Source organism: Oceanidesulfovibrio marinus (assembly GCF_013085545.1).
GTDB lineage: Bacteria > Desulfobacterota > Desulfovibrionia > Desulfovibrionales > Desulfovibrionaceae > Oceanidesulfovibrio > Oceanidesulfovibrio marinus.
In genome coordinates this window covers 4152632-4175337 of sequence record NZ_CP039543.1, presented here as the reverse complement: position 1 = coordinate 4175337, position 22706 = coordinate 4152632, and the positions used below count along the sequence as shown (strand labels likewise).

At 63.6% G+C, this 22706-nt stretch carries 18 protein-coding genes; 12 read left to right on the top strand and 6 right to left on the bottom strand.

Annotated features, from left to right (window positions below):
- Window positions 1-191: 191 nt before the first annotated feature.
- The gene (locus tag E8L03_RS18395) at window positions 192-932 is read left to right on the top strand and encodes a S1C family serine protease (RefSeq protein WP_144307389.1); all 741 of its coding nucleotides are present in this window, start codon (window positions 192-194) and stop codon (window positions 930-932) included.
- Between the two features lie 221 nt (window positions 933-1153).
- Here E8L03_RS18395 and E8L03_RS18390 read toward each other — a convergent pair whose 3' ends face one another.
- The 3 genes from E8L03_RS18390 to E8L03_RS18380 all read right to left on the bottom strand — a co-directional run bounded on the left by E8L03_RS18390 (window position 1154) and on the right by E8L03_RS18380 (window position 7506).
- A complete protein-coding gene (locus tag E8L03_RS18390; protein ID WP_171268131.1) occupies window positions 1154-2470 on the bottom strand; it encodes a radical SAM protein in 1317 nt (438 codons plus the stop codon).
- Window positions 2471-2631: 161 nt separating this feature from the next.
- A complete protein-coding gene (locus E8L03_RS18385; RefSeq protein ID WP_171268130.1) occupies window positions 2632-4935 on the bottom strand; it encodes a methyl-accepting chemotaxis protein in 2304 nt (767 codons plus the stop codon).
- 162 nt (window positions 4936-5097) lie between these two features.
- Window positions 5098-7506 (bottom strand): glycosyltransferase, encoded by a 2409-nt coding sequence (locus tag E8L03_RS18380; RefSeq protein WP_171268129.1) that lies wholly within the window; start codon window positions 7504-7506, stop codon window positions 5098-5100.
- Window positions 7507-8190: 684 nt separating this feature from the next.
- Between E8L03_RS18380 and E8L03_RS18375 the strand changes: the two genes are divergently transcribed.
- From E8L03_RS18375 to E8L03_RS18365, 3 genes are all read left to right on the top strand, one after another.
- A complete protein-coding gene (locus tag E8L03_RS18375) occupies window positions 8191-8631 on the top strand; it encodes a hypothetical protein (protein WP_171268128.1) in 441 nt (146 codons plus the stop codon).
- Between the two features lie 69 nt (window positions 8632-8700).
- Window positions 8701-9168: a hypothetical protein gene (locus E8L03_RS18370; RefSeq protein WP_171268127.1), complete on the top strand. Its 468-nt coding sequence runs from the start codon at window positions 8701-8703 to the stop codon at window positions 9166-9168.
- A gap of 72 nt (window positions 9169-9240) precedes the next feature.
- Window positions 9241-10908, top strand: a complete 1668-nt coding sequence (locus E8L03_RS18365; RefSeq protein WP_244963572.1) for a GspE/PulE family protein — start codon at window positions 9241-9243, stop codon at window positions 10906-10908.
- Between the two features lie 209 nt (window positions 10909-11117).
- Here the strand turns inward: E8L03_RS18365 and E8L03_RS18360 are convergent, their stop codons facing one another.
- Both E8L03_RS18360 and E8L03_RS18355 read right to left on the bottom strand, forming a co-directional pair.
- Window positions 11118-11399: a hypothetical protein gene (locus E8L03_RS18360; protein ID WP_171268125.1), complete on the bottom strand. Its 282-nt coding sequence runs from the start codon at window positions 11397-11399 to the stop codon at window positions 11118-11120.
- Between the two features lie 904 nt (window positions 11400-12303).
- Window positions 12304-13311 (bottom strand): TIGR00266 family protein, encoded by a 1008-nt coding sequence (locus E8L03_RS18355; RefSeq protein ID WP_144307396.1) that lies wholly within the window; start codon window positions 13309-13311, stop codon window positions 12304-12306.
- A gap of 204 nt (window positions 13312-13515) precedes the next feature.
- Here E8L03_RS18355 and E8L03_RS18350 point away from each other — a divergent pair, with 204 nt between their 5' ends.
- From E8L03_RS18350 to E8L03_RS18340, 3 genes are read left to right on the top strand one after another with little or no spacing between them, the layout of a single operon-like run.
- The gene (locus tag E8L03_RS18350; protein WP_171268124.1) at window positions 13516-14886 is read left to right on the top strand and encodes a protoporphyrinogen/coproporphyrinogen oxidase; all 1371 of its coding nucleotides are present in this window, start codon (window positions 13516-13518) and stop codon (window positions 14884-14886) included.
- On the top strand, window positions 14886-15965 hold the full coding sequence (locus E8L03_RS18345) for a M24 family metallopeptidase (RefSeq protein WP_171268123.1): 1080 nt from the start codon (window positions 14886-14888) through the stop codon (window positions 15963-15965). The genes E8L03_RS18350 and E8L03_RS18345 overlap by 1 nt, the downstream gene beginning before the upstream one ends.
- On the top strand, window positions 15962-16297 hold the full coding sequence (locus tag E8L03_RS18340) for a DUF4911 domain-containing protein (RefSeq protein ID WP_171268122.1): 336 nt from the start codon (window positions 15962-15964) through the stop codon (window positions 16295-16297). Before E8L03_RS18345 ends, E8L03_RS18340 begins: the two co-directional genes overlap by 4 nt.
- A 24-nt stretch (window positions 16298-16321) precedes the next feature.
- On the opposite strand, the gene E8L03_RS18335 is transcribed toward E8L03_RS18340, so the two are convergent.
- On the bottom strand, window positions 16322-17020 hold the full coding sequence (locus tag E8L03_RS18335) for a M48 family metallopeptidase (protein WP_144307400.1): 699 nt from the start codon (window positions 17018-17020) through the stop codon (window positions 16322-16324).
- 180 nt (window positions 17021-17200) lie between these two features.
- Between E8L03_RS18335 and E8L03_RS18330 the strand changes: the two genes are divergently transcribed.
- From E8L03_RS18330 to E8L03_RS18310, 5 genes are all read left to right on the top strand, one after another.
- Window positions 17201-17785, top strand: a complete 585-nt coding sequence (locus tag E8L03_RS18330; protein WP_144307401.1) for an LOG family protein — start codon at window positions 17201-17203, stop codon at window positions 17783-17785.
- Between the two features lie 132 nt (window positions 17786-17917).
- Window positions 17918-20254 (top strand): bifunctional diguanylate cyclase/phosphodiesterase, encoded by a 2337-nt coding sequence (locus tag E8L03_RS18325; protein WP_171268121.1) that lies wholly within the window; start codon window positions 17918-17920, stop codon window positions 20252-20254.
- Window positions 20255-20274: 20 nt separating this feature from the next.
- The gene (locus E8L03_RS18320) at window positions 20275-20919 is read left to right on the top strand and encodes a hypothetical protein (protein ID WP_171268120.1); all 645 of its coding nucleotides are present in this window, start codon (window positions 20275-20277) and stop codon (window positions 20917-20919) included.
- Window positions 20920-20935: 16 nt separating this feature from the next.
- A complete protein-coding gene (locus tag E8L03_RS18315) occupies window positions 20936-22054 on the top strand; it encodes a PAS domain-containing sensor histidine kinase (RefSeq protein WP_171268119.1) in 1119 nt (372 codons plus the stop codon).
- A gap of 26 nt (window positions 22055-22080) precedes the next feature.
- Window positions 22081-22569: a C-GCAxxG-C-C family protein gene (locus E8L03_RS18310; protein ID WP_171268118.1), complete on the top strand. Its 489-nt coding sequence runs from the start codon at window positions 22081-22083 to the stop codon at window positions 22567-22569.
- Window positions 22570-22706: the final 137 nt, after the last annotated feature.

Sequence of the window (22706 nt, the reverse complement as noted above, 5' to 3'; positions counted from 1 at the left end):
CGAAGATGATCAGAGTTGCTTCGCCAAGTGAGCGGCTCCATAGAAATTGTTACGTAGCACAAAATGATATGGTTCAAAAAGAGGTGCGGAGCACGCCTTGCGCAACTTGATGCACCGACCGCTTTCCCGTATCCTGTTGTCGATTTTTTCGAGCCCTGCACCCGCCACCGCGAAACTCCGGAGATTCCGCCATGACGACGCGATCGGTTCCCCCCGTGCTGCGCCTAGCCTGCCTTGCTCTGCTCGCCCTTGTATGCGCGCCGCGACCCGCCGCGGCTCTCGACGCCCAGCAGCTTTTCAGGAACGCCAAGGACTCCATTGTGATGATCGTATCCGTGGACGCCTACAGCAGACCCATCTCTCAGGGCTCCGGCTTCTATATCAAGGACGGCCGCGAGATCGTTACCAATTACCACGTCATCAAGGGCTCGTCCGAGGTCCGCGTCAAGACGCCCGGGGGCGACCTGGTCTCGGCGCTACGGGTGAAGGCTGTGGACAAAAAGCACGATATCGCCATTCTGGAGATGCCGTCCGAAGGCAAGGGCCAGCCCCTGCCCCTGCACTCCGGCGACCCCGAGGTCGGTGAAGAGATCCTGGCCATCGGCAACCCCAAGGGGCTGGAGAAGACCCTCTCCACCGGCGTGATCAGCGGGCTGCGGCGCATGGACGGCAACTCCCTGGTCTACCAGATCACCGCGCCCATTTCCCCTGGCTCCAGCGGCGGCCCGGTGCTCAACACCGACGGCCAGGTCCTGGGCGTCACCAGCTTCCACGTCTTGCAGGGCCAGAACCTGAACTTTGCCCAGCCTGCGCTCTACATCCACAAGCTTCTGGGCAACCCCACGGGCGGCGACTCCTTCCAGTCCATGCCCAAGCGCTCCCTGCAGATGAAAAAGGATGACTCCGGCGTCATCACCATCTTTGAGAACTGAGAGCCGCTGACAAAACCGGTCATAGCGCCACGGCGGATTGGGGGCGTCCACGTTTTTCGCCCATGCGAGCCATGCCGGCAACTCCATTCCGTGCGCTGCATGATCGCAGAGCTCCCTCCTGAGAGCCCCCCTGAGTCCTGATAATCGGGATTCCGGACCCAGTGGTCCCCGACAGGGGCGGGGGGACAGAGTCCCTCCATGCAACCGGGTCTTAAATTTCGTTATGTCTGAATGGGCTCGGCCAGGCTGTCCGTCTTCGCGAACCGGGCCATGCGTTCGTACTGCGGGGGCTTGCGGCCGTCGAAAAAGCCGCAGGCGCGGTAATAGGCTGCGTCCACGGCCCAGACCTTGAACGCCTCGGTGTCGCGGCGGATGGAACGCGCCAGGGCCAGGGGATTGCGCAGCGCCTGCATCACCGGCCCCAGCATCTCGGAAGGATCGCGGAAGCACTCCCAGTCGCAACGCCGGCAGTCCGGCGCCGGCAGCGCGCCGAGGTCCAGATCCCAGAACTTGCCCAGGTTTTCGGAGCCGCGGTAGCCGCACGGGTAGGTATTCATGTCCTTGCAGTCCACAAAGAAGAAGTCCACGCCGCCGCGGCAGGGGTAGCCCTGAGGCTCTCCCGTTGCGTAGGAGCGCACCAGCGCGCGCAGGGAGCTGCGCGGGGAGAAGATGCGCAGCTCGCCCCGGAACTCCGGAATGGTCTCGTACAGCGCGCGGAAGAGCAGCGCCTTCTCGGCCGGCCGGAAAGAGATGAAGTCGTCCTCCGAGGTGGCGGCGTAGACCGCGTCGCCCTCGTCCTCGAAGCTCATGGGGTAGCAGGCGTTGGCCATGGTGAAGCCGAGGTCGTGCACCATGCGGTAGAAGCGGCGGAAGGCCGTGCGCGCTGCGGCGTAGAACGCCCAGGCAGCCGCGCTGGTGTTGGGATCGTCCGTGGCCGGGCCTGTGTAGCTCGGCAGGCGGTGCGGGCCGTCGCCGCCGGTGAGGCGGTTGATGCCCAGGTTGGCCGCCGGGTAGATGCCTGCCTCGTGGAAGATGGGCAGCGCCTTTTCCATGCCCGCCACGATGCCGGAGAAGCCGCGGTTTTTCTCGTGCACCTCGGCGTCGGCCGAGTCCACGCTGATCCAGAAGGTATTCAGCGGCGTGGCGGCGAAGCGCTCCGCCATGCGCTTGATCTTGTCCTCCCAGCCGGGTGATTCGTGGCCGCGGAAGATGAAGCCGTTGGTGCCGGTGCGGACAAAGGGAATGCCGGCGCGGCCGGCGTGCTCCATGAGCAGGGCAATCTCGTCGAGGTGGAGCAGGGGTTCGCCGCCGGTAAAGGAGATGGACTGCACGCCGCGCTCGGCCACGGCGTCTATGAGCATCCTGGCCTGCTGCATGTCCATGGAGCTGCGCTCGAAGGTGCTGGTGCGGCGCATGCCGCACTGGGCGCAGGCCGCGTTGCAGCGGTCCGTGTACTGGATGACCACCTGGCCGGGGATGCGGTTGGCCGCAAGGCGCTTCCAGGTGGCGAGCTGGAACAACGGGTGGCGAGGCTTCATGGCAGGGATCGGCTTCTTGTCAGGGGAGGACCCGGCGTCAGTTCCGGTTTCTGCGTCGTTTTCGACGTCCGCCAAGCCCTCCTCCATGTCTTTCATTCTCGTGTACAGTATCATAGATGCCGAGAGCTACCATCCTCGTGTGGCAAATACGTGTCGTCCTCCTACCCGTTGCGTAACGAGTCCATGAGCTCGGTGAGCTGCGCGGCCAGGGCCGTGAGCTTGCCGATGGCCTCCACGGCCTCGTCCATGTTCTGCGCCGTGGCGTCGGAGAGCTCGCTTACGGAGCCCATGGTCCGGCTGATGGTCTCGCTGGATGCGGACTGCTCTTCCGAGGCTGTGGCGATGGCCCGAACCTGGTCCGTGGCCTCGTCCACCATGCGCACGATATCCTCCAGGGCGGAGCCTGCCTGGCCGGCCAGGTCGCTGGATTGCCGCACGGCGTCGGCCGATTCATCCATGTGCCGGCCAGCCCCGGCCACGCCGGACTGGATGGAGCTCACGGCGCGGCCCACCTCGTCCGTGGCCTGCATGGTCTTCTCGGCCAGCTTGCGGACCTCGTCGGCCACCACGGCGAACCCCCGGCCGGCGTCGCCTGCGCGCGCCGCCTCGATGGCCGCGTTCAGGGCCAGCAGGTTGGTCTGGTCGGCAATGTCGTTGATCACCGTCATCACCCGGCCAATGGCCTCGGCCTGCTCGGCCAGATCCTTCAGGCTCGTCTGCATGGCCGTGGTGGTGTCGGCCACAGTGTGGATAGAGCCCACCACCTCGGTCACCACGGTCTTGCCCATGCCGGCTTTCTCTCGCGCAGCGTCCGCGCTTTTGGAGGCGCGGGATGCGTTCTCGGCCACGTCCATCACGGCGGTGTTCATCTCGCCCATGGACATGGCGGCCTCGCTCACCTGCTCCCGCTGATTCTCGGCAACGCTCGTGGCGTCTGCAACGCGGGAGGCCAGATCGTCTGCCGCGTTGCGCAGCGTGTCCACGAGATCTTCCAGCTTGCCGGCCGCCTCGCGCAGGCCATCCTTGCGCGCCTCCATGGCCCGCTCCCCGGCCTCCCTGGCTTCGTCCAGCGCCTGCCTGGTTCGTTCGGCCTCGGCCTCTGCCTCGCGGCCTTTGTCCTCGGCGTCCTGCACGGCCTGCTTCAGGGAGCCCACCATGATCTCCATGGAGTCTTTGAGATCCTTGGTCTCGCCCGGGAAATAGCCGCTGAGCTGCGCGTCGAGGTCGCCTCGGGTGATGTCCTCGGAAAACGCCGCAAGCTTGCCGATGGGGCGGGTGATGAGCCGGCGGAAGTACCACAGCAGCCCCACGACAACGAACAGCAGAAGCACCAGGCTGATGACCGCGATCTTGATCATCATGGCGCTGATATGCTGTTCGAATACCTGCTGGCGCTCGGACACGATGGCCTGGATATCGTCGATGTAGATACCGTTGCCGATAACCCAGCCCCACGGTTCATAGAGGATCACGTAGGAAAGCTTGGGATAGAGCTCCTTGGTAGCGCCGCCGTCCTCGGTGGGTTTGGTCCACTGGTACCAGACAAAACCTTCGCCGGCGTGCTTGACCACATCCACCATGGCGACGAAGAGGTTCTTGTTGTCCAGGGGAACGATCTCGCCGTCCTGGCCGGCCTGCATCTTCACGGCGCAGTCGAACTTCGGGTTAGCCAGGGCCTTCCCGTCCAGGGAGGGGCTGGTGGGATGCATGATCATGTGCGGCAGCGGCTCGCTGGTGTCGTTAACCCAGAAGTAGTTGCCGTCCTGCAGGCGCATGGCCTTGAGCTCGTCCAGGGCCTGCTGCTGGCGGATGCGGATCAGCGCATCGATGGGCGCTTCCGAGCCCACGAACCAGTCCGAGTCCGGGATGTGCACCACCACGCCGAGGGCGGAGCCGCCCTCCCCCTTCCGGGCGTACTCATACACGGCGGCGCCGTTCGCGGCGGTGCGGCTGCTTTCCATGGCCTGGACAAGGTAGAGCGCGCCTGTCGCATCGGCGAACAGGGAAGGATCGTCGATTGCGGCTCCCATAAGCCCCACGTCGGTGTTGAAGGCCATGCTCGTCCCGTCGCTGGCCCAGATGTCGTAGACGGCCGTATGGCCGGCGTCGGCCACGAGCTCCAGGATATGCTCCCGCAGCTCATCCGGAGGCAGGTTCTCCTGGAGGGCGGCCTGCACCTGCCCGGCCACCACGCGCAACGGAATCTCGATGGGCTCCGGATCGCGCACCATCTCCGCATGGCGGCGCACCACCTGGTACGGCAGATGGGTCTGGTTGCGGATGGCGTCCTTTGCCCGCGAAAGGACCAGGTCGTAGGTGTCCGCGACGTTGTGCTCCGAAAGCTCCAGGAGCCGCAGAACGCTCAGGCCGGTTCCCAGCCCCCCCATGACAAACAGAATGCAGATGACGACAAGGGTTGCACGATTGCCTATGGAGTGCAGGACTCCACGCCGCGTCCGATCCATACTAGCCTCCCCTCCATCAGATCTTCACCTCCACGGACTCCATGCCGGACCACGCCCCGCAATGGTAATTCCATTATAGACAATAAGTTGGAGACCGTCTTGAGGCAACAAAAAAAAACGGGGCCCGGATGGACCCCGTTGGAGAGGGTATGCGGTCGGGCCTCAGTTGCCGGCGTACATCGACCAGGTCTGGTCGAAGCAGCGAGAGAGGGAGCGGGTTTCCATGTACTCGCGGGCGCTCTTGCCCATGGCCTGCAGCCGGGGGCCGTCGCCGATGAGGGAGAGGATGGCGTCCTTGAGCGCGGCGGAGTTGCCGCCTTCCACCACGACGCCTGTCTGGCCGGGCAGGAGGTTCTCCTGCGGTCCGCCCTGGTTCGTGACCACCACCGGCAGACCCGAGGCCTGGGCCTCCAGCACCACGCGGCCAAAGGTGTCCGTGGTGGAGGGGAAGACGAAGAGGTCGCTGGAGGCATAGGCCGCGGCCAGGTCGTCTCCTTCCAGCTTGCCGGTGAACACGGCGCCCGTGCCGTCCAGGTTGGCTTCCATCTCCTGGCGGTAGGGGCCGTCGCCCACCACCACGAAGTCCAGCTTGCCCGCGTACTGGCTGCAGAGCTCCATGTAGGCCTGCTCCAGGATGTGCAGATTCTTCTCCCTGGAGATGCGGCCCACGTAGAGCAGCTTTCTGGAGCCGTTCAGGCTGAACTGCTTGAAGAAGCCGTTGCGCTTCTGCGGGGTGAAGCGGTCCACGTCCACGCCGCGGGGGTAGAGGCGGATCTTGTCAGGGTTCATGCCCTTGGAGCGCAGCTCCTGACCCACGGCGTCGGACGGCACGTACACGTAGTCCATCTGGTTGTAGTACCAGACCATGGCCTTCCACATGAACTCTTCCATGGCCTCGTCGCCCGTAAGGTGCAGGGCGTACTGTGGCAGAGCCGTGTGGTAGGTGCCGGAAATGGGCAGCTTGAGAGCGCGGGCGATGCCCAGCGCGGCCAGGCCGATGGGGCCGGGCGTGGCCGAGTGGATGTGCGTGAAGCCCTGGTCGTAGATGGCAGTGAGCATCTGCAGGAACGGCGGGTAGAAAAGCGAGAGCTCCGGGTACTCGGGCAGCTCGTAGCGGCCCACCGGCTTGAAGTTGAGCACGCCGGGCAGGTCGCGGCTGGAGCCGTCGTCGCAGGTGACGATGGCGTACTCCTTGTTGCTGGCGCGGGCCAGGTCCACATGCTCCTGCAGGGTCTTGGCCACGCCGTTGGTCTCGAAAAAGGTGTCGGTGAAGTGGGCGATCTTCACGCGCTTGCGCGGACGCTGCAGCCCGGGGTGGAAGTCCAGGAACCGGGAGAGGGCCTGCTTGCAGAAGGCGCGGTCCTTGGTGAACACGGAGAAGCCTACGAAGAACGGCGAGAGCAGCGTGTAGAGCACGCCTGCCGAGGCCAGCTCCTTATAGATGTTGAAGAAGTCCGCGTTGACCACCCGCTCCATGAGCCGGTCGCCGTAGTGGGCCAGCACACGGTTGGCCGTGGCGTTGGCAAAGTCGAACCACTCGCTCTCGTCCGCGGCCTTGCGCATGGAGTCCGGGTCGGCGCTGCGGCGCGATTCGAACTCCTGCTGGGCCATGGTTTTGAGGATGGAGCGCAGCTCTTCCGGCTCCTTGCGGGAGCGGAGGCAGCGCAGGACTCCGGTGTTGTGGATCGCGGCCTTGATCTTGTCCAGGCAGGTCGGCTTGGGCGAATCCGGAGAAAGGGAGCGATCGAGGAAGGTGCAGAAGCTGTCGGTGTTCACATAGCGGGACAGGCCGTAGCGCTCGCGGTAGAACTGGTAGGCGATGCCGTAGAGGATATGGCCGAAGGCCTTGGGCGAGGCGTGTCTGCCGCGGGGTTCGGAGTCGCCTCTGGCCACACCTTCCAGGAATGCGTTGAGGTTGCGCGCGCCGGTCACCTCGGTGTGCATGCGGGCGATGTGCAGGCCGCTGTGGTCGTCGGAGCCGCCGGTCATGGACTTGCGCCACGGCGTCTCGGACTTGGGCTCCATATCGTGCTTGTTGGCGAGGTCGTCTATCACGGCCTGGGTGAGCATGTTCAGGATGCGGCGCAGGGAGTTGTTCTGCACGCTGTCGCGCGTGCCGTTGGACTCGAAAACGTCAAAGAGCAGCAGCAGCTTCTCGAAGTGGTCCAGGGTGAGCTTATCGTTGACGGCGAACAGGGGATGGGCCAGGGCGTGGGCCACGTCCATCCGGCGCAGGTAGTCCGTGAGCTCGTAGATGTTCCGGCGCAGCGCCTGGATCTCGTCGTGTACCTGCTCGTCGATATTCCAGGCCAGGACGTGCACCTTGCAGCCATCCTCGGGAAAATGCGCGGTGATCTCCTCGCTGATGAACGTGTGCGGCAGGTGCGCGATGGAGAGCGAACCGTCGATGACGTTGTGGTCTGTGATAGTGACCATGTCCATGCCCTGGTCCCGGCAGGTGCGGTAAATTGTCGCCGGCTCCACAAAGCTCTCCGGGCAGTTCATCTTCCGCAAAATCCACTGGGAAGGCCTCGATGAAAACTTTGAATGCACATGCAGATCGATTTTCATGGCCTGACCTCGCTTTTCTCCAACCCCGTTTTGCTTACGCAGAAAAAAAGGGCTCCTGCGGAAGAAGCCCTTGAACGCAAACGGCGGCAGGCGCCGCCCCGGAGATGGCTGACGCGCCACCTCCCCGCGGATTCGGCCTCGGCCGATCCGATACTCACAGTCTGCGCTTTCGGGAAGCTCCCGATTGAATGTGTCTTTGAAACAATCATACATCATCCATGCGGTGAATGAACAGGAAGCCGGGACAGTCCCCGGCGTGCCGGGCAGTGTCTGTGCGCCGGCCGCGTCCTGTGTTTCAAGACGTCTACATCGCACTCGTGACGGAGTGATGACGTCCAGCGCCAATTTCTGTGACACGATACCCAAAGAAACCCCAGCGCGGGGAAAGGCAGCGAGTCGGGCAACCGGACACTCCGCATGGCAAAACATACAATTATACCAATTCCGGAATCACATGGCTACCCGCTAATTCACAATTTTCCCCTTTTCGAGTACCCGAAACCCAAATTCGTCCTTGCACTTCGCCTTAAAAGACAATAAATATGACGACATTATTGAGGCAAGAGACCCGGCAGTTGCGTCGGTTGCGTCTTGCTGCACGCAGCTTCGGCAAACAATTTGTCGGCACTTCCTTTGCATGATCCCAAGTCGCCGTGCGAACCCTAAACAACGAAGGGGTGTCGTATGCTGGACAAGTTCTACCGGATGGTGGGAATCGTTAGCCCCCGACGACAGCTTAACGAGCTGAAAGCATTTGTGGATCAGTACGTTGAAAGCGACACAGAAGATCTCGTCCCACTTGCCGCGAAGGTCGCCGGCTACCGGACCCTGTTTGAAAGCAAGAACATACGGGTTGGCGAACCTGTCGAGTATCTCACTGAAAAACCTGCCATTATGACGCGCATGGAAGACTTCGTGCGCGACATGAGCAAGACGGCCGACGAACTCGACATTGAAGCGGCGCATGTCTGGCTGTATACATTGCGTGCCGCCAACGCCATCGCCAAAAACAGCAAGGAAGCAGACGAGTTCAGGCAGCTCGCCACCGACATGTGGAAGCAGCTGAGGCTGGCTGCGCCCGATACGCCCGATCCTGCGTTCGAGCCCGACGTTTTTTCTTCGTGATGTCTTCACCGGTGATGGCCATCTTGCACCATGCAAACGCCCGTATCGAAAACGTGAAGGAGCACTCAGATGTTTAATCCCGACGACACAATGTTCGCCATCGTCGGCTCGATTATCCTCGGAGGAGCCGCCGGCTTTCTCGCCGTTCAGTTCTCCATCTTCGTCCTGAGCATCGCGGTGAGCGCCTACGGCCTCATCAAGGAACGTATCTGGAGCAAGCAGTACTTCGGGGTCTGGCTCAAGTCCGTGGTCGGCATCGCGGTCTGCGTCATCATCACGCTCCTCGGCGACTACATCTTCCGCCAGCGCCTGGGCTACAGCTACGCGCACCTTGACCACATGATCTTCTGGTCGATCTTCTCGCTTATCCTGCTCGCCTTCGTCTTCCACATCCTGCGCAAGCTCCGGAAGCTGCGCGACATAGTGGCCACGCCCGAGTTCGACGACATCCACATGTCACACGATTCCAATATCGACGACTATGTGCGCAAGAACATCGAGCTGCTCAAATCGCTGCAGGACGGCCTGAACGACTAGCCACTTCCTCGAGACCGTATTCTTTGCGGGAGTACCATGCAGAAGCGGAAGACACGCAAAAGACTCGGGGAGATGCTCGTCGAAGCTGAAGCCCTGACCGAGGAGCAGCTTCAGGACGCGCTGTCAAAGCACAAGCGCAAGGGCTTGCGGCTCGGCGAGTACCTTATCGAGACCGGCGTCCTCGATGAGGCGCGCATCATCGAGGTCCTCAGCAAGCAGCTCCAGATCAGGCGGCTCGACTACGACTCCTTCGTGCCCAACCCGGAGCTGGCCGAGATCGTTCCCTTTGAGATCGCGCAGCGCCACAAGGTCGTCCCCCTCTCCAGGCAGGGCTCTGTCCTCTGGGTCGCCGTGCAGGACCCCACCGACATCTCCGCCCTCGACGGCGTCATGCAGTTCACGCGTCTCGAAGTGGAAACCGTGATCTGCAACCGCGAAGAACTCAACGCCATCGGCCAGGCGATTTATGACGCCAAGCTGGACGTGGAGCAGTCCTTCGAGGAAATCGCCGATGACGTCTACGTGGACGAGGATGATGACGATGAAGGTGACCTCTCCATCGGCTCCTTGCAGTCGCAGGCCGAGGACGCGCCTGTCGTCAAAATCATCAACACCATCCTCATCCAGGCACTGCAGAAACGCGCGAGCGACATACATCTGAGCCAGGGACCGGACCGCGTCATCCTGCGCTACCGCGTGGACGGCGATCTGCACGACCAGCCTTCCCCGCCCAGAAAGCTGTTCACGGCCATGGTCTCGCGCATCAAGCTGCTCTCCAACCTCGACATCTCCGTCACGCGCATTCCCCAGGACGGCCGCTTCACCTACCGCGTCCAGGAGCGGGAAATCAGCGTGCGTACCTCCACCCTGCCCACCATCTACGGCGAAAAGGTGGTCATGCGTCTGCACGTGCAGTCCAAGCGCAACCTGGAGCTGCACGAACTGGGCATGAGCGATCGCGAGCGGCAGAAGATCGAGGCGGCCAGCCTCAAGCCCCACGGCATGATCCTGGCCACGGGCCCCACCGGCAGCGGTAAAACAACCCTGCTCTACTCGCTCCTGCACAAAATTTCCAAGCCGAACATCAACATAGTCACCCTCGAAGACCCGGTGGAAACGCGCCTGCCCGGCATCACGCAGGTGCAGCTCAACACCAAGGCGGGCATGACCTTTGCCTCGGGCCTGCGCTCCATCCTGCGCCAGGACCCGGACGTCATCATGGTCGGCGAGATTCGAGACCGCGAAACGGCGAACATCGGCATCGAATCCGCCATGACCGGCCACCAGGTTTTCTCCACCCTGCACACCAACGACGCGGCTGGCGCCGTCACCCGGTTCATCGAGATGGAGATCGAGCCCTTCCTCATCGCCTCCACCCTGCTCGTGGTGGTGGCTCAGCGGCTCGTGCGGCGCATCTGCCCGGACTGCATCGAACCCTACGAGGCCCCGCCCCAGGCCCTGCGCGCCATGGGCGTCTCGGCGCAACAGAAGATGCACTTCTTCCGCGGCAAGGGCTGCATCAAGTGCAGCAACACCGGCTACCGCGGCCGCCTGGGCGTGTACGAGGTCCTCGAAATCGACGACCAGGTCCAGGACCTCATCCTGCGCAAGGCATCGTCCGTGGAGATCAAACGCGCGGCCATCGCCTCCAAAAAGCTCAACACCCTGAAGATGGACGCGGCCTTCAAGGTCTTCCAGGGCCTCACCACCTTCGACGAGTTCACCACTGTGGCGTTCTGATCGCCTGCTGCTTCCATCTGCTGTTCACTGCCGCTCTGCGTCGCGACCATTGTACTAACCGCCGCCGATTTTCTGCCCCAAAATTTGATACGCAGGCGCTTTTTCAGCACTGAAAAAATTTTGGCCTTCACGACCCAAAATTGAGGTCGTGAAGGCCTTTTCGCGCATGGAGATTCAGGGCTTCTAAAATCTCTACGTGCTCTTTCAGGTCAGGCGACGTCATAAATTCTCACGTCCGGGGCACCGTCAAGATAGGGCTGAAGCTCGTTGACAACGTCCTGTGTAAAGAAATCACTCTCAAGGTAGGCGCTGGCATCAGCCACGCTGGCAAAGCCGTGCAAAACCTGCACGTCCTCGTCGCGAATGAGCAGTTCTTTGGACTTCGCACCCTTGATCTGCTTCAGGAAGGGGTCCTTGTACTTCTTGTACACTCCAGCAGCGGCAGCACGATTCGCGGCCGATACTTTCAGTGTAATTTCGAGGTAAGCCATAGCGCTCTCCTTTTTCGAGTCCTACATCATCTTTCAGCATGATCGCTGATAGAGAGACAACACTCTACCGATATTTCTGGAGAAATTTTCTTCTCGCATCTGACTTGTTTCCACTCTCCAGCGCAATTGGTTGGTGCGTACACTACCACGGCGCCGGGCTCCTGCAAACGCGCTGCATGATCCCGGATGGCTCGGAGCGCAACAACCGGACGCATCAAGGCTGCGGTTTCTCCCGCATATTGGCGTGGTTCTGTAAATGTGGAAGGTGTGGGCAATCACCGTGCGTGAGATTTCGGACCATAGTCGGGAGCGGTCATCAGGACACTTCGCCGTATCAGGAGACGCGGACGGGCGTTGCGATCTCCGCCGCCATCCCCCAAAAATAACGAAGCGCCGCCGGGATGTTCCCGACGGCGCTTTTGTTGTGGGCCTGTATAAAAAACTGCTGTCTCAAGAGGAGCGGCCACGCTCACTGTGTCATCAGTATTTTCCGGTTCCTGGTGTGTCGGAACTCCCTGCGTGGCCTTTTACTCGATGCACTCGGCATCGAGGTCCGGGCGCCTCGGCGCGCCGCTATGGATGAGCTGATTCATTATTCGATGTCACCCTCCGTCGCGGTTGAACATATTACCTCTTGCCTCACTCATACGATAAGACCGCTGCGCCGATTGTCCAGGACCAAATCGGCCGGGACATAAAAAAAACCGAAAAAAACTGCGCGCGGGACACCCTTTAAATAAGACGCGACAACTTTTCAGCTGGGATTTTATTGACATTCGCACATGTAAAAGCATCCTGAATTATTGCATAAAGACCAGCTAAAAGTCTTTGGCAAGGGGGCTGGGGCCAATGTTGAACATCCCTTTCAGAAAGGTTTGCCCCCGTTCAGAATCCTGCAAAAATACTAGTTATCGCCGTCAAGCAGATCGCCCAGGGTGCCCAGGATGGAGCCTTCGCCCTGGCGGCGGCCGCCGCCCTGGGGAGCTGCCTGCAGCATCCGGCCGGCCACGCGCGAGAACGGCAGGGATTGCAGCCAGATCTTGCCCGGTCCGCGCAGCTGGGCCAGGAACAGCCCTTCTCCGCCGAAAAGCGATGTCTTGATGCCGCCGACCTGGCGGATATCGAAGTCCACGCGCGACTCGAAGGCCACGACGCAGCCCGTGTCCACGTGCACCTCTTCGCCTGGTCCCAGGGTGCGCTCCATCACGGTGCCGCCGGCGTGCACGAACACGAGGCCGTCGCCTTCCAGCTTTTGCATGATGAATCCTTCGCCGCCGAACAGACCGGTGAGGATGCGCTTCTGGAACTCGATGCCCATGGACACGCCCTTGGCGGCGCAGAGGAAGCAGTCCTTCTGGCAGACCAGGTAGCCGTTGAGGTCCGTGAGCAGGACCGGAATGATGTTGCCGGGATACGGTGCGGCAAAGGCCACGTGGCCCTTGGCCCCGCCGGTCTGGGTGAACACGGTCATGAACAGGCTCTCGCCCGTAAGCATGCGTTTGCCGGCGCCCATGAGCTTGCCCATGAAGCCGCTGGAGGCGTGACGGGCCGAGCCGTCGCCGAAGATGGTCTCCATAGCCACCTCGGGGTCCTTGTACATCATGGCCCCGGCCTCGGCCACGGCGCTTTCGCCCGGGTCCAGCTCCACTTCCACAAACTGCATCTCCTGGCCCAGGATGCGGTAGTCGATGTCGTGCGCCTGCATGGCGGAAGGTGGTGGTGGCGTCGGTGCGGCGCCGGGTCCTGCCAGCCCGCTTTGCATCAGCTCCGGCACCTGGGCGATGGGGGTCCAGTTGAAAAAACCCTGCCGCCAGGCAAAGCCTTCGGGATTGGCCTGGGCCCGGGCGCGGGCCTCCATCTCGTCCATGGGGCCTTCCTGGCCGCCGTCGTAGCTCAGGTACCAGCCTGTCATCGGTCATCCTCCTGTGTGATGCGTGCGTGGCTTGGAATCGTCAGATCGGCTATTAACAGCCCACACAATTCCGGTCTACCAAACCACCGAACCACCAGACCACCGAACCACCAAACTGGGGGCCGCTTTCCTTCGCAACGCCGCTATGGTACCCGCAAGCGGTAGTCGTTACTGGAACACTCCTTCAGACGGAACAGAAACCGCATGCACGTGAAGAACTGCATCATAGGCGCCGGCCCCACCGGCCTGGGCGCCGCCCACCGCCTGGCCGAGCTGGGCGAGGACGACTTCGTCGTGCTGGAGCGCGACGGCCACGTGGGCGGGCTCTCGGCCAGCTTCCGGGACGATGCGGGCTTCACCTGGGACCTGGGCGGCCACGTGGTTTTTTCCCACTACGAGTACTTTGATGCGCTGCTCGACTCCCTGCTGGGCGAAGACGCCCTGCAACACCAGCGCATCGCCCGCGTGCGCATCGCCGGGTCGTGGGTGCCCTACCCCTTTCAGAACAACATCCGCCACCTGCCCAAAGAGCTGGTCTGGGAGTGTGTGGACGGCCTGGTGGAGGCGCACGACCGCGCGGCTCGGGAATCGGCTCCGGCAGCGGACTTTGCCGAGTGGATCGACCGCGTCTTCGGCGCGGGCATCGCCCGGCTGTTCATGCGGCCGTACAACTTCAAGGTCTGGGCCACACCGCCGGAGCGCATGCAGGCCGGCTGGATCGGCGAGCGCGTCTCCGTGGTGGACCTGCGCCGCGTGCTGGAGAACATCATCCTTGAGAAGGAGGACGTCTCCTGGGGCCCGAACAACACGTTCCGCTTTCCCCTGGAAGGCGGCACCGGCGCCATCTACACGCGGCTGGCCCAGCCCTACATGGACCGCATCCGCCTGGAAACGCCAGTGGCCGGCGTAGACGCCGAGTCCAGGACCATACGCACGGCAGATGGCCAGACCATCACCTACGAGAACCTGCTGAACACGTCGCCACTGGATCTCTTTGCCGGGAAGCTTGTAAGCGACGCGCCGGACAGCCTGCGCGAGGCGGCAACGCTGCTGGAGCACAACTCCGTGTTCGTAGCCGGGGTGGGCGTGGCCGGAACGCGCGACGACGACACGTGCTGGATGTACTTTCCCGAGGACAACAGCCCCTTCTACCGCACAACGAACTTCCACAACTACTCCCCGCGCAACGTGCCGGCCGGCGTGTCGGCCCGGGCGCTCATGGCCGAGACTTCCTTTTCCGCATACAAGAAGGAGGACACGGCCGCGCTCATGGACCGCACCGTGGACGGTCTGGTCGCTTCCGCACTGATGGAAAACGATGAGAAGCGTGCTATACTCACACGCTGGGAGACGGTTCTGCCATACGGCTACCCCGTTCCCACCCTGGACCGCGACCGCGCCCTGGCCGCCATCCAGCCATGGTTGGAAGAACGCGGCATCTGCTCCCGCGGCCGTTTCGGCGGCTGGCGGTACGAGGTCGCGAACATGGACCACTCCGTAATGCAGGGCAAGGAATGGGCCGACCGCGTGACCCGCGGCGACACCGAACAAACCTACACCACACCATCGAAATAATGATGCAAGCACGACTTCGCGCACGGCGCGCACGACTCAGGCAACGAATCTCCGAGGCCGGTCTGGCCGGTCTTCTCGTCAGCCACGCGGCAAATCGCTACTACCTCACCGGCTTCGAGCTGCACGACGCCCAGTGCAACGAGTCCTCCGGCCTGCTGCTCATCACGGCGGCCGGCGAGGACTACCTGCTCACCGACCCGCGCTACAAGGACGCGGCCCTGCGGCTCTGGCCCGAGGAGAACCTCTTCATCTACACCGGTGGCGCGCGCGAGGCCATCCGCGAGTTCCTGGAAAAGACCGTGGATACTTCCTCCGGCCCCCTGGGCTTCGAGTCCAAGGCCATGTGCATGGACGACTACGGCTTCTTCTCCGAGACCGTGAAGCTGCAGCCGGCCGACGGCCATGTGGAGGAGATGCGCCTGATCAAGGACCCGGTGGAGATCGAGGCCATGCGCCGCTCCTGCGGGCTGAACCACGCCGTGTTCTCCAAGGTTCCGGAGCTGTTGATTCCGGGCACGACCGAGGCCGAGCTGGCCTGGGAGCTGGAGAAGCTCTTCCGCGAGCACGGCGCCTCGGAGCTGTCTTTCAATACCATCGCGGCCGTGGGCCCCAACGCGGCCCTGCCCCACGCCGTGCCCGGCGAGGACCAGGTGCTGGACAACTGCCCGGTGCTGGTGGACATGGGCTGCCGGCTGGACAACTACTGCTCCGACCAGACCCGCACCTTCTGGGCCGGCGACAAGCCCACCGACGAGTTCAAGCGCACCCTGGAGCTGGTGCAGGAGGCCCAGGCGCTGGCCATCGAGATGATCAAGCCCGGCGTGCCCATGATCGATGCCTACAACACCGCCCGCGACTACTTTGAAAAGAACGGCGTGGCCGAGTACTTCACCCACGGTCTGGGCCACGGCGTTGGCCTGGAGACCCACGAGGCGCCCAGCATCTCCACCCGCTCCAAGGGCGAATTCAAGTCCGGCATGGTCGTCACGGTGGAGCCGGGCCTCTACTACCCGGAGTGGGGCGGCGTGCGCTGGGAGTACATGGTCCTGGTCACGGACAACGGTTGCGAGGTTCTGTGAGCACGGCGGACAATCACGAGATCGAGACAGGGGTTCCGGACAGCGGGGCCCCTGAGAAGAAATCTCCGCGCAAACGCCGGCCACGGCGCGAACCGCCCACATGGTCGGCGCGGCTCTACCTGCGCATCGCCCCGGCGAACATGGCCCTGGCGCGCTTCCTGCTGGAGGCCGACGACAACCTCGGCTACCTCAGCACCCTGGACCGCGCCACCGGGCTTCTGGTCTTCATCCACTCTCCGGACCAGAGCCGCGAGGCCCGCGCCTTTATCGAGGACGCGCGTACGCTCATGCCCATCGAGATCGTGGACACGGGATCGGCGCTGAATCAGTAAGACAGGAACGCCAGGAATCCGCAGCTACGGCAGCCACGCCGGCAGATCGCGCCAGCAGGCATCGATGTATCGGTCCTGCGACCGCGCCTCGGGCTCCCACTCCTGCAGGAGCGTCCAGAACCGCGGCGAGTGGTCCGGGTGCACCAGGTGGCACAGCTCGTGGAGCAGCACGTAGCGTGCCGCTGACCGGGGAATGAGCAGAAGCTTGGCGTTGAGGCTGAGCGTGCCGCGGCGGGAGCAGCTTCCCCAGCGGCTCTTCTGCAGGCGGATCTGGAAGGACTTTGGGTAGACGCCGAACTGAGCGGCCAGCTCCGTGCACCAGGGCGTGAGATGGCGCCTGCCGCGCGCCTTGAGCCAGTCCTCGATAAGCACCAGTCGGTCGTACACGCAGGAGTCGCACGTGGCGATGACTACGGAGTCGCCCTCCTCCCGCCAGCCGTGCTTTTCTGCGCCGGTCTCGTAGGCCACGCTCACGCGGCGCTCCACCGCGGCGAGATCCACCGCGTCGGGCAGAACCGGTGGCTGCGGCCCCTTGCCGCGCGCTTCCATGTCACGCAGGGCCGTGTCTATCCACTCCTTGCGAGAACGCAACAGACCAGGCAGACGGCTGTGGTCGAACCCCTTGGGCACGGTGACGGTCAACCCCACGCGGGGGATAACCTTGAGGATGACGCGGCGCGCTCTGGGGTTCTCGCGCACACGGTACGGCGGCAGCTCGGACACAAAGGGCTCCGGAGTGAAAAATTATTCGGGCACTAATCTGAACAGCTGTTCAGATTGAGATTGTTGTTACATTTTCTCTTGCAATTGGCAATACATGCATTGCGCCACATTGACCTTTCATCACGCCAGGATTAGTAGCTGTACTCTTTGAATCACTGTCTATTCCATTCAGGAGTTCTCATGCGACGCATCTGTATTTTTTGCGGCTCCAATCCCGGAAACGACCCTTCGTATACAACCATGGCCCAGGCCATGGGCAAGGCACTGGCCGATCGCGGCCTCGGCATGGTGTACGGCGGTGCGGCCGTGGGCCTGATGGGCCGGACCGCGGACGCCGCGCTGGCCGGCGGCGCCGAGGTCATCGGCGTTCTGCCGCGCGCCTTGTCCGAAAAGGAGCTCGCCCACCCCGGCCTGACCGAGCTGCACGTCGTGGAGTCCATGCACGAGCGCAAGGCCCTGATGGCCGAGCTTTCCGACGGCTTCATCGCCCTGCCCGGCGGCATCGGCACCTTCGAGGAGATCTGCGAGGTCTTCACCTGGTCGCAGCTCGGCTTCCACGACAAGCCCTGCGGCCTGCTCAACGTGGGCGGCTACTACGACTGCTTCCTGGACATGCTGGACAACGCCGTGGCCCAGGGATTCCTCAATCAGTCCCACCGCTCCATCCTCTACGCCTCCCAGAAGCCGGAGACCCTGCTTGAGGGCTTCGAGGGATACGTGCCCCCGCGCACCAACAAGTGGATCGAACGGGAGCAGCAGCTCTAGCCCGCTTCCGTACTGAACCCGTACCCTCCCGTAACGCCGCCGCTCTGCCGCCGTCACGCCTCTGAAACACAAAGGGCGTACCTCTGGCGGCTGGCCTCCCCAGGTGGCCGATATCATACTTGGAGGGTATGCTTGCCTTCGTTACTCGCTCTCGGGGGCGGTCATCCGTTCGGAGCGGAACCGCCCCATCTTCTTGCTTCAGCCGGCGGCAATATAAACGCATTGCTCGCCGTCATCGCCTGCGCCGCGGTTCTGGCCGGCGCGCTATTTCTGGTCTGGGCGTTGCGCCTGCGCCGCCGCATCCGCTGCACGGTGTGGGATCTGGAGCTCGCCAACCGCGACATGCGCGAGTCCGCGTCGCAGCTCCGCGCCGTGTTCACGTCCATGTCCAGCATGGTCGCCGAGGTCACGGACAACGGCTACGTCAAACGCATCCTGCCCACGCGCTTCGACCCGAAAGAATCGTATCCCGACGGCGTGGAGGGGCTGCACCTGGAGTCGGTCTACTCCCGCAGCATCGGGGCCATGCTCATGGAAGGAATCCGCGAGGTGCGAGCCGCGTCCAACCAGGACGAGATCATCTCGCGCGAGTTCGAGTTCAAGGTTCCGGGCAGCCCCACGTGGCTGCTCGTTACGTTTTCATCCCTCACCAGGCAATCCATGCTCATGGTGGCGCGCGAGATAACCAGCCTCAAAAGCGCGCAAAAAGAGGTCATGAGCAAGCAGCGGTTCTACACCGCGCTCATCCAGAACACCCGCGACGTCATCAGCGTGGTCCAGCCAGACGGCCGGGTCATCTTCGAGAGCCCCTCGGCCGCTGCTTTCTCCTGCGCCATCAACGACCGCTCCGGCTGCGAGGACTTCTTCAGCTCCATCCATCCCCAGGACGCCGTGATCATCAAGGAGCGGTTCTCCAGCATGGTGCGCAACGGCCTGGACAGCGCCTCCTTCGAGATGCGGCGCAAACGCGCCGACGGCTCCTGGGTGGTGCTGGATGCGCAGGCAGCCAATCTCATGAGCGACGAGGCCGTCAACGGCCTGGTCATCAACGCCCACGACGTTACCCAGCGCAAGGCCTTCGAGGAAGAGCTCCAGCGCCACGTTTTTCTCGATCCCCTGACCCGGCTGCCCAACCGCGCCCTGTTCATGGACCGGCTCCGCCACGCCATGGCCCGCGTGCTGCGGCACGAGACGTACCGCTTCGCCGTGCTCTTCGTGGACCTGGACCGCTTCAAGATCATCAACGAGAGCCTGGGCCACAGCGTGGGCGACAAGCTCCTGCAGTCCATCGCCCGGCGCGTCTCCTCCTGCCTGCGCAAGGTGGACACCATGGCCAGGCTCGGCGGCGACGACTTCATCGTGCTCCTGGACGACATGGAGGACGAGATGGAGGCCATCCGCGTGGCCGAACGCATCAAGGAGGCCCTCAGCGACGCGCACGTCATCGACTCCATGGAGGTCTTCACCTCCGCCTCCATCGGCATCGCCTACCATATGGACTGCTACACCGAGCCGGAGCAGATCATCCGCGACGCCGAAACCGCCATGCACCGCGCCAAGGGCACCACGGACGACGGCTACAAGGTTTTCCACCACCAGATGCACACCCAGGCCGTGCAGACCTTGAAGCTGGAAACCGACATGCGTCACGCCCTGGACCGCAACGAGTTCGAGCTGCACTTCCAGCCCATCGTGCACCTGCCCTCCATGCATATCTCCGGCTTCGAGGCGCTGCTGCGCTGGCAACATCCCAGGCGCGGCATGGTGCCGCCGCTGGAGTTCATCCCCGTGGCCGAGGAGACGGGCATCATCGTGCCCCTGGGCGAATGGGTGCTGCGCACGGCCTGCGAAACCCTGGCCCACCTCTCGGGCCTGCTCTCGCCCAAGGCCGGCCCCCTGACCATGAGCGTGAACCTCTCGGCCAGACAGTTCCGCAACAAGCGCCTGGCCGATACGGTGGAGTCCGCCCTCTCCATGGCGCGGGTTCCGGCCGGGTCGCTCTGCCTGGAGGTCACGGAAAGCCTGGTCATGGAAGACCCCGCCCGCACACGCGGCATTCTGCGGCAGATGAAGGAGATCGGCGCGTCCATAGCCATCGACGACTTCGGCACCGGCTACTCGTCACTGAGCTCGCTGCACAACTACCCTTTCGACACGCTCAAGATCGACCAGGCGTTCGTCCGCGCCATGCGCGAGGAGCACTTCACGGCGCGCAACGGCCGCAACTCCATCGTGCGCACCATCCTGGCCCTGGCCGAGTCCATGGGCATGGGCGTGGTGGCCGAGGGCATCGAAACCGCCTTCCAGAAGGAGGCGCTGCACGCCATGGGCTGCGCCCATGCCCAGGGCTACCTCTTTGCCAAACCCATGGCCTTCTCCTCCCTGGAGTCCTTCCTGCTCGATGCGGAGGACCTGGCCTTCGGCCCCTTCGGCAGCAACGGCGAGCAAAAACCCATGTCCGCGGCATGACGCAGGCCGGAACAGGAACGATGCACGCCCCCAGGCCCCACATCCCTTCCAGGCCCACGGACCGGCCGGCCTACGGCGCATCCGCGTCCCAGCCCGAGCACCCTGGCGTTTTTGCATCGCGCCTGAAGTTCGGCTATCCTGCGGCGCAGATCGTCCTTCCATCATCCGCGCCGTGCGCCTTGCCATGCAAGCGCCCGGCCTGCGAGGCCCTCATGGTTCCGTGTCAAGTTTGCGGCGAGAACGCCGCCTCTGGCTGGATATACGGCATTCCCCCGGCGCCGGACCGCCAAAAGCTGGGCCTGTGCCCCAAGCACGATACGCTGGAGAACCGCCGCATCGTCCGCCGGCAGTGGGTGCGTCTCATGGAGGAGGAAGCCCGGCGGGCCATGGTCCATACGCCGGAGCAGAACTCCGCGCCCGCCGGGTACGAGGTGGAGATTGACTTCCTGGACGGCGGCCGCCGCACCATCCAGTGCCTCAACTACGAGGTGATGGAAAAGACCGACCTTTTGGCCATCACCGTGACGGGCGAGGCCGTGTTCTATCCCCTGCTGCACATCCGCACCTTCCACGTCCGGCCGCTGTTCTCCCTGCCCGGCGGCGAGGACGTCGAAAACGGCGATGCCGACGCCGCGCCTCCGGGTGCGCGATCCAACGGCGCCTGACGCAACGAGGCCTGCCGTGCTGCCATTCATCCAGTCCGCCTACTTCCAGAACCTCCTGGACGGCTATCCGGAGAGCGTGGCCATCTTCAATACCGACGGCTACGCCTACGCCTGCAACCGCCACGCCCGCGAGATGCTCGGCATCATCGACGAGGAAGACTTCAAAGGCCTGCTCTGGGACGAGTTCCTGCCCGGCATCGAAGAGCCCGACACCTTCCGCCGGTACATGGCGGACGCGCGCAACCAGAAAGGCCGGCGGGAAGCGCTCGAAGCCGTCTACATCACCCTGGACGGCGACCGCCTGCGCCTCTCCCTCACCACCTCCCTGCTCGTGGAGTACGGCAAGATCTTCGGCATCCTGCTCTCCATGACCGACGTCACGCACATCTACGCCATGCACGCCAGGCAGCGGCGGTTCCTGGAGGAACGCCACGCCATGGAGCTGGCGCGCACCAGAAGTCTGCGCACCCTCTCCGACGCCGTGGCCCACCAGCTGCGCAACCCGGCCATGGCCATCGCCGGCTTTGCGCGCATCGCCCTGCGCAAGTCCGACCAGGCGCTGCACGAGTATCTCGAAGGCATCCTGGATGAGAGCGTCCGGCTGGAAGCCATTGTCCAGGCCGTGACATCCTACAACGCCATCCGCACTGCCGAGCCGCGGCACATCCTGCTGCCGGAAATTGCCGCGCGCGTGGCGGACGAGGCCTATGCCCGCGGGCCGGAGTCGTGGCGCGCCATCCCCCTGCTCCTGGATGTGGAGGAAACGGCCGTTACCGTGGACGCCGACCTGACCGTGGCGCTGCTGACCGAGCTGGTCTGCAACTCCCTGGAGGCCATCGCCTCCATGCCCCCCAGCGAGGACGCGCCGCCCGGTGAGGTGTACCTGGGCGCCGGCATGGAGGACGGCCTGCGCTACGAGGTGGCCGACACCGGCCCCGGCATTGCGGCGGATATCCTGCCCTTTGTCTTCGACCCCTTCTTCACCACCATGCCGGACAAGGTGGGCATGGGCCTGGCGCGGGTGCGGCGCATGGCCGCCGAGCTCGGCCTGGACATCACCGTGCACCGCCGCGAGCCAGGCAGCGTGCTCATAACCCTTGACGAAGACACGGAACTGCAGGACGACATCGCCTGATCCCATAACGAAATCAGGAGATGCCAATGGACGCCTCGCCCCCGGAACACACTGACACCCAGCCCACGCCCGAAGACCCGGCCGAACACGCGCGCGCCATGGCGCGCTCCAAGTTCCTCTGCGCGGAAAGCGTCTTTGCCTCCCTTGTACGCGCCAAAGGCTGGGACATCCCCCGGCCCACGTCCCTTGCCACCGGCCTGTGCAGCGGCGTCTCCCGTACATGCGGCCAGTGCGGCGCCCTGTCCGGTGCCATTCTCGCCCTGGGCTTCGGCCTGGGCCGGACCGCGCCCGAAGAATCGCTGGAACCTTGCTATAACGCAGTGGAAGAGCTCGTGGAGGAGTTCCGCACCGAGTTCGGCGGCCGCGACTGCATAGACGTCGCCGGCATCAACATCGCCGACCCCGAAGGCTTGGCCGAGTTCCGCCGCCAGAATCTCTGGACCACTCGCTGCGAGCACGTCATCGCCTTTGCCGTGACCAAGGCGCTGGAGCTGCTCGACGCCAGCGGCGCATAACGGACTCCCACGGTAGGAAGCGGGGGACGCTGTCCCCCACGCCCCTGCTCGGGGAACACTGATTCCCGGACCCCTTTTCTGGGTACAGGGAACTATGCTCCCTATGGAACATGATCTGAAAAATCATTCCGGGGCGC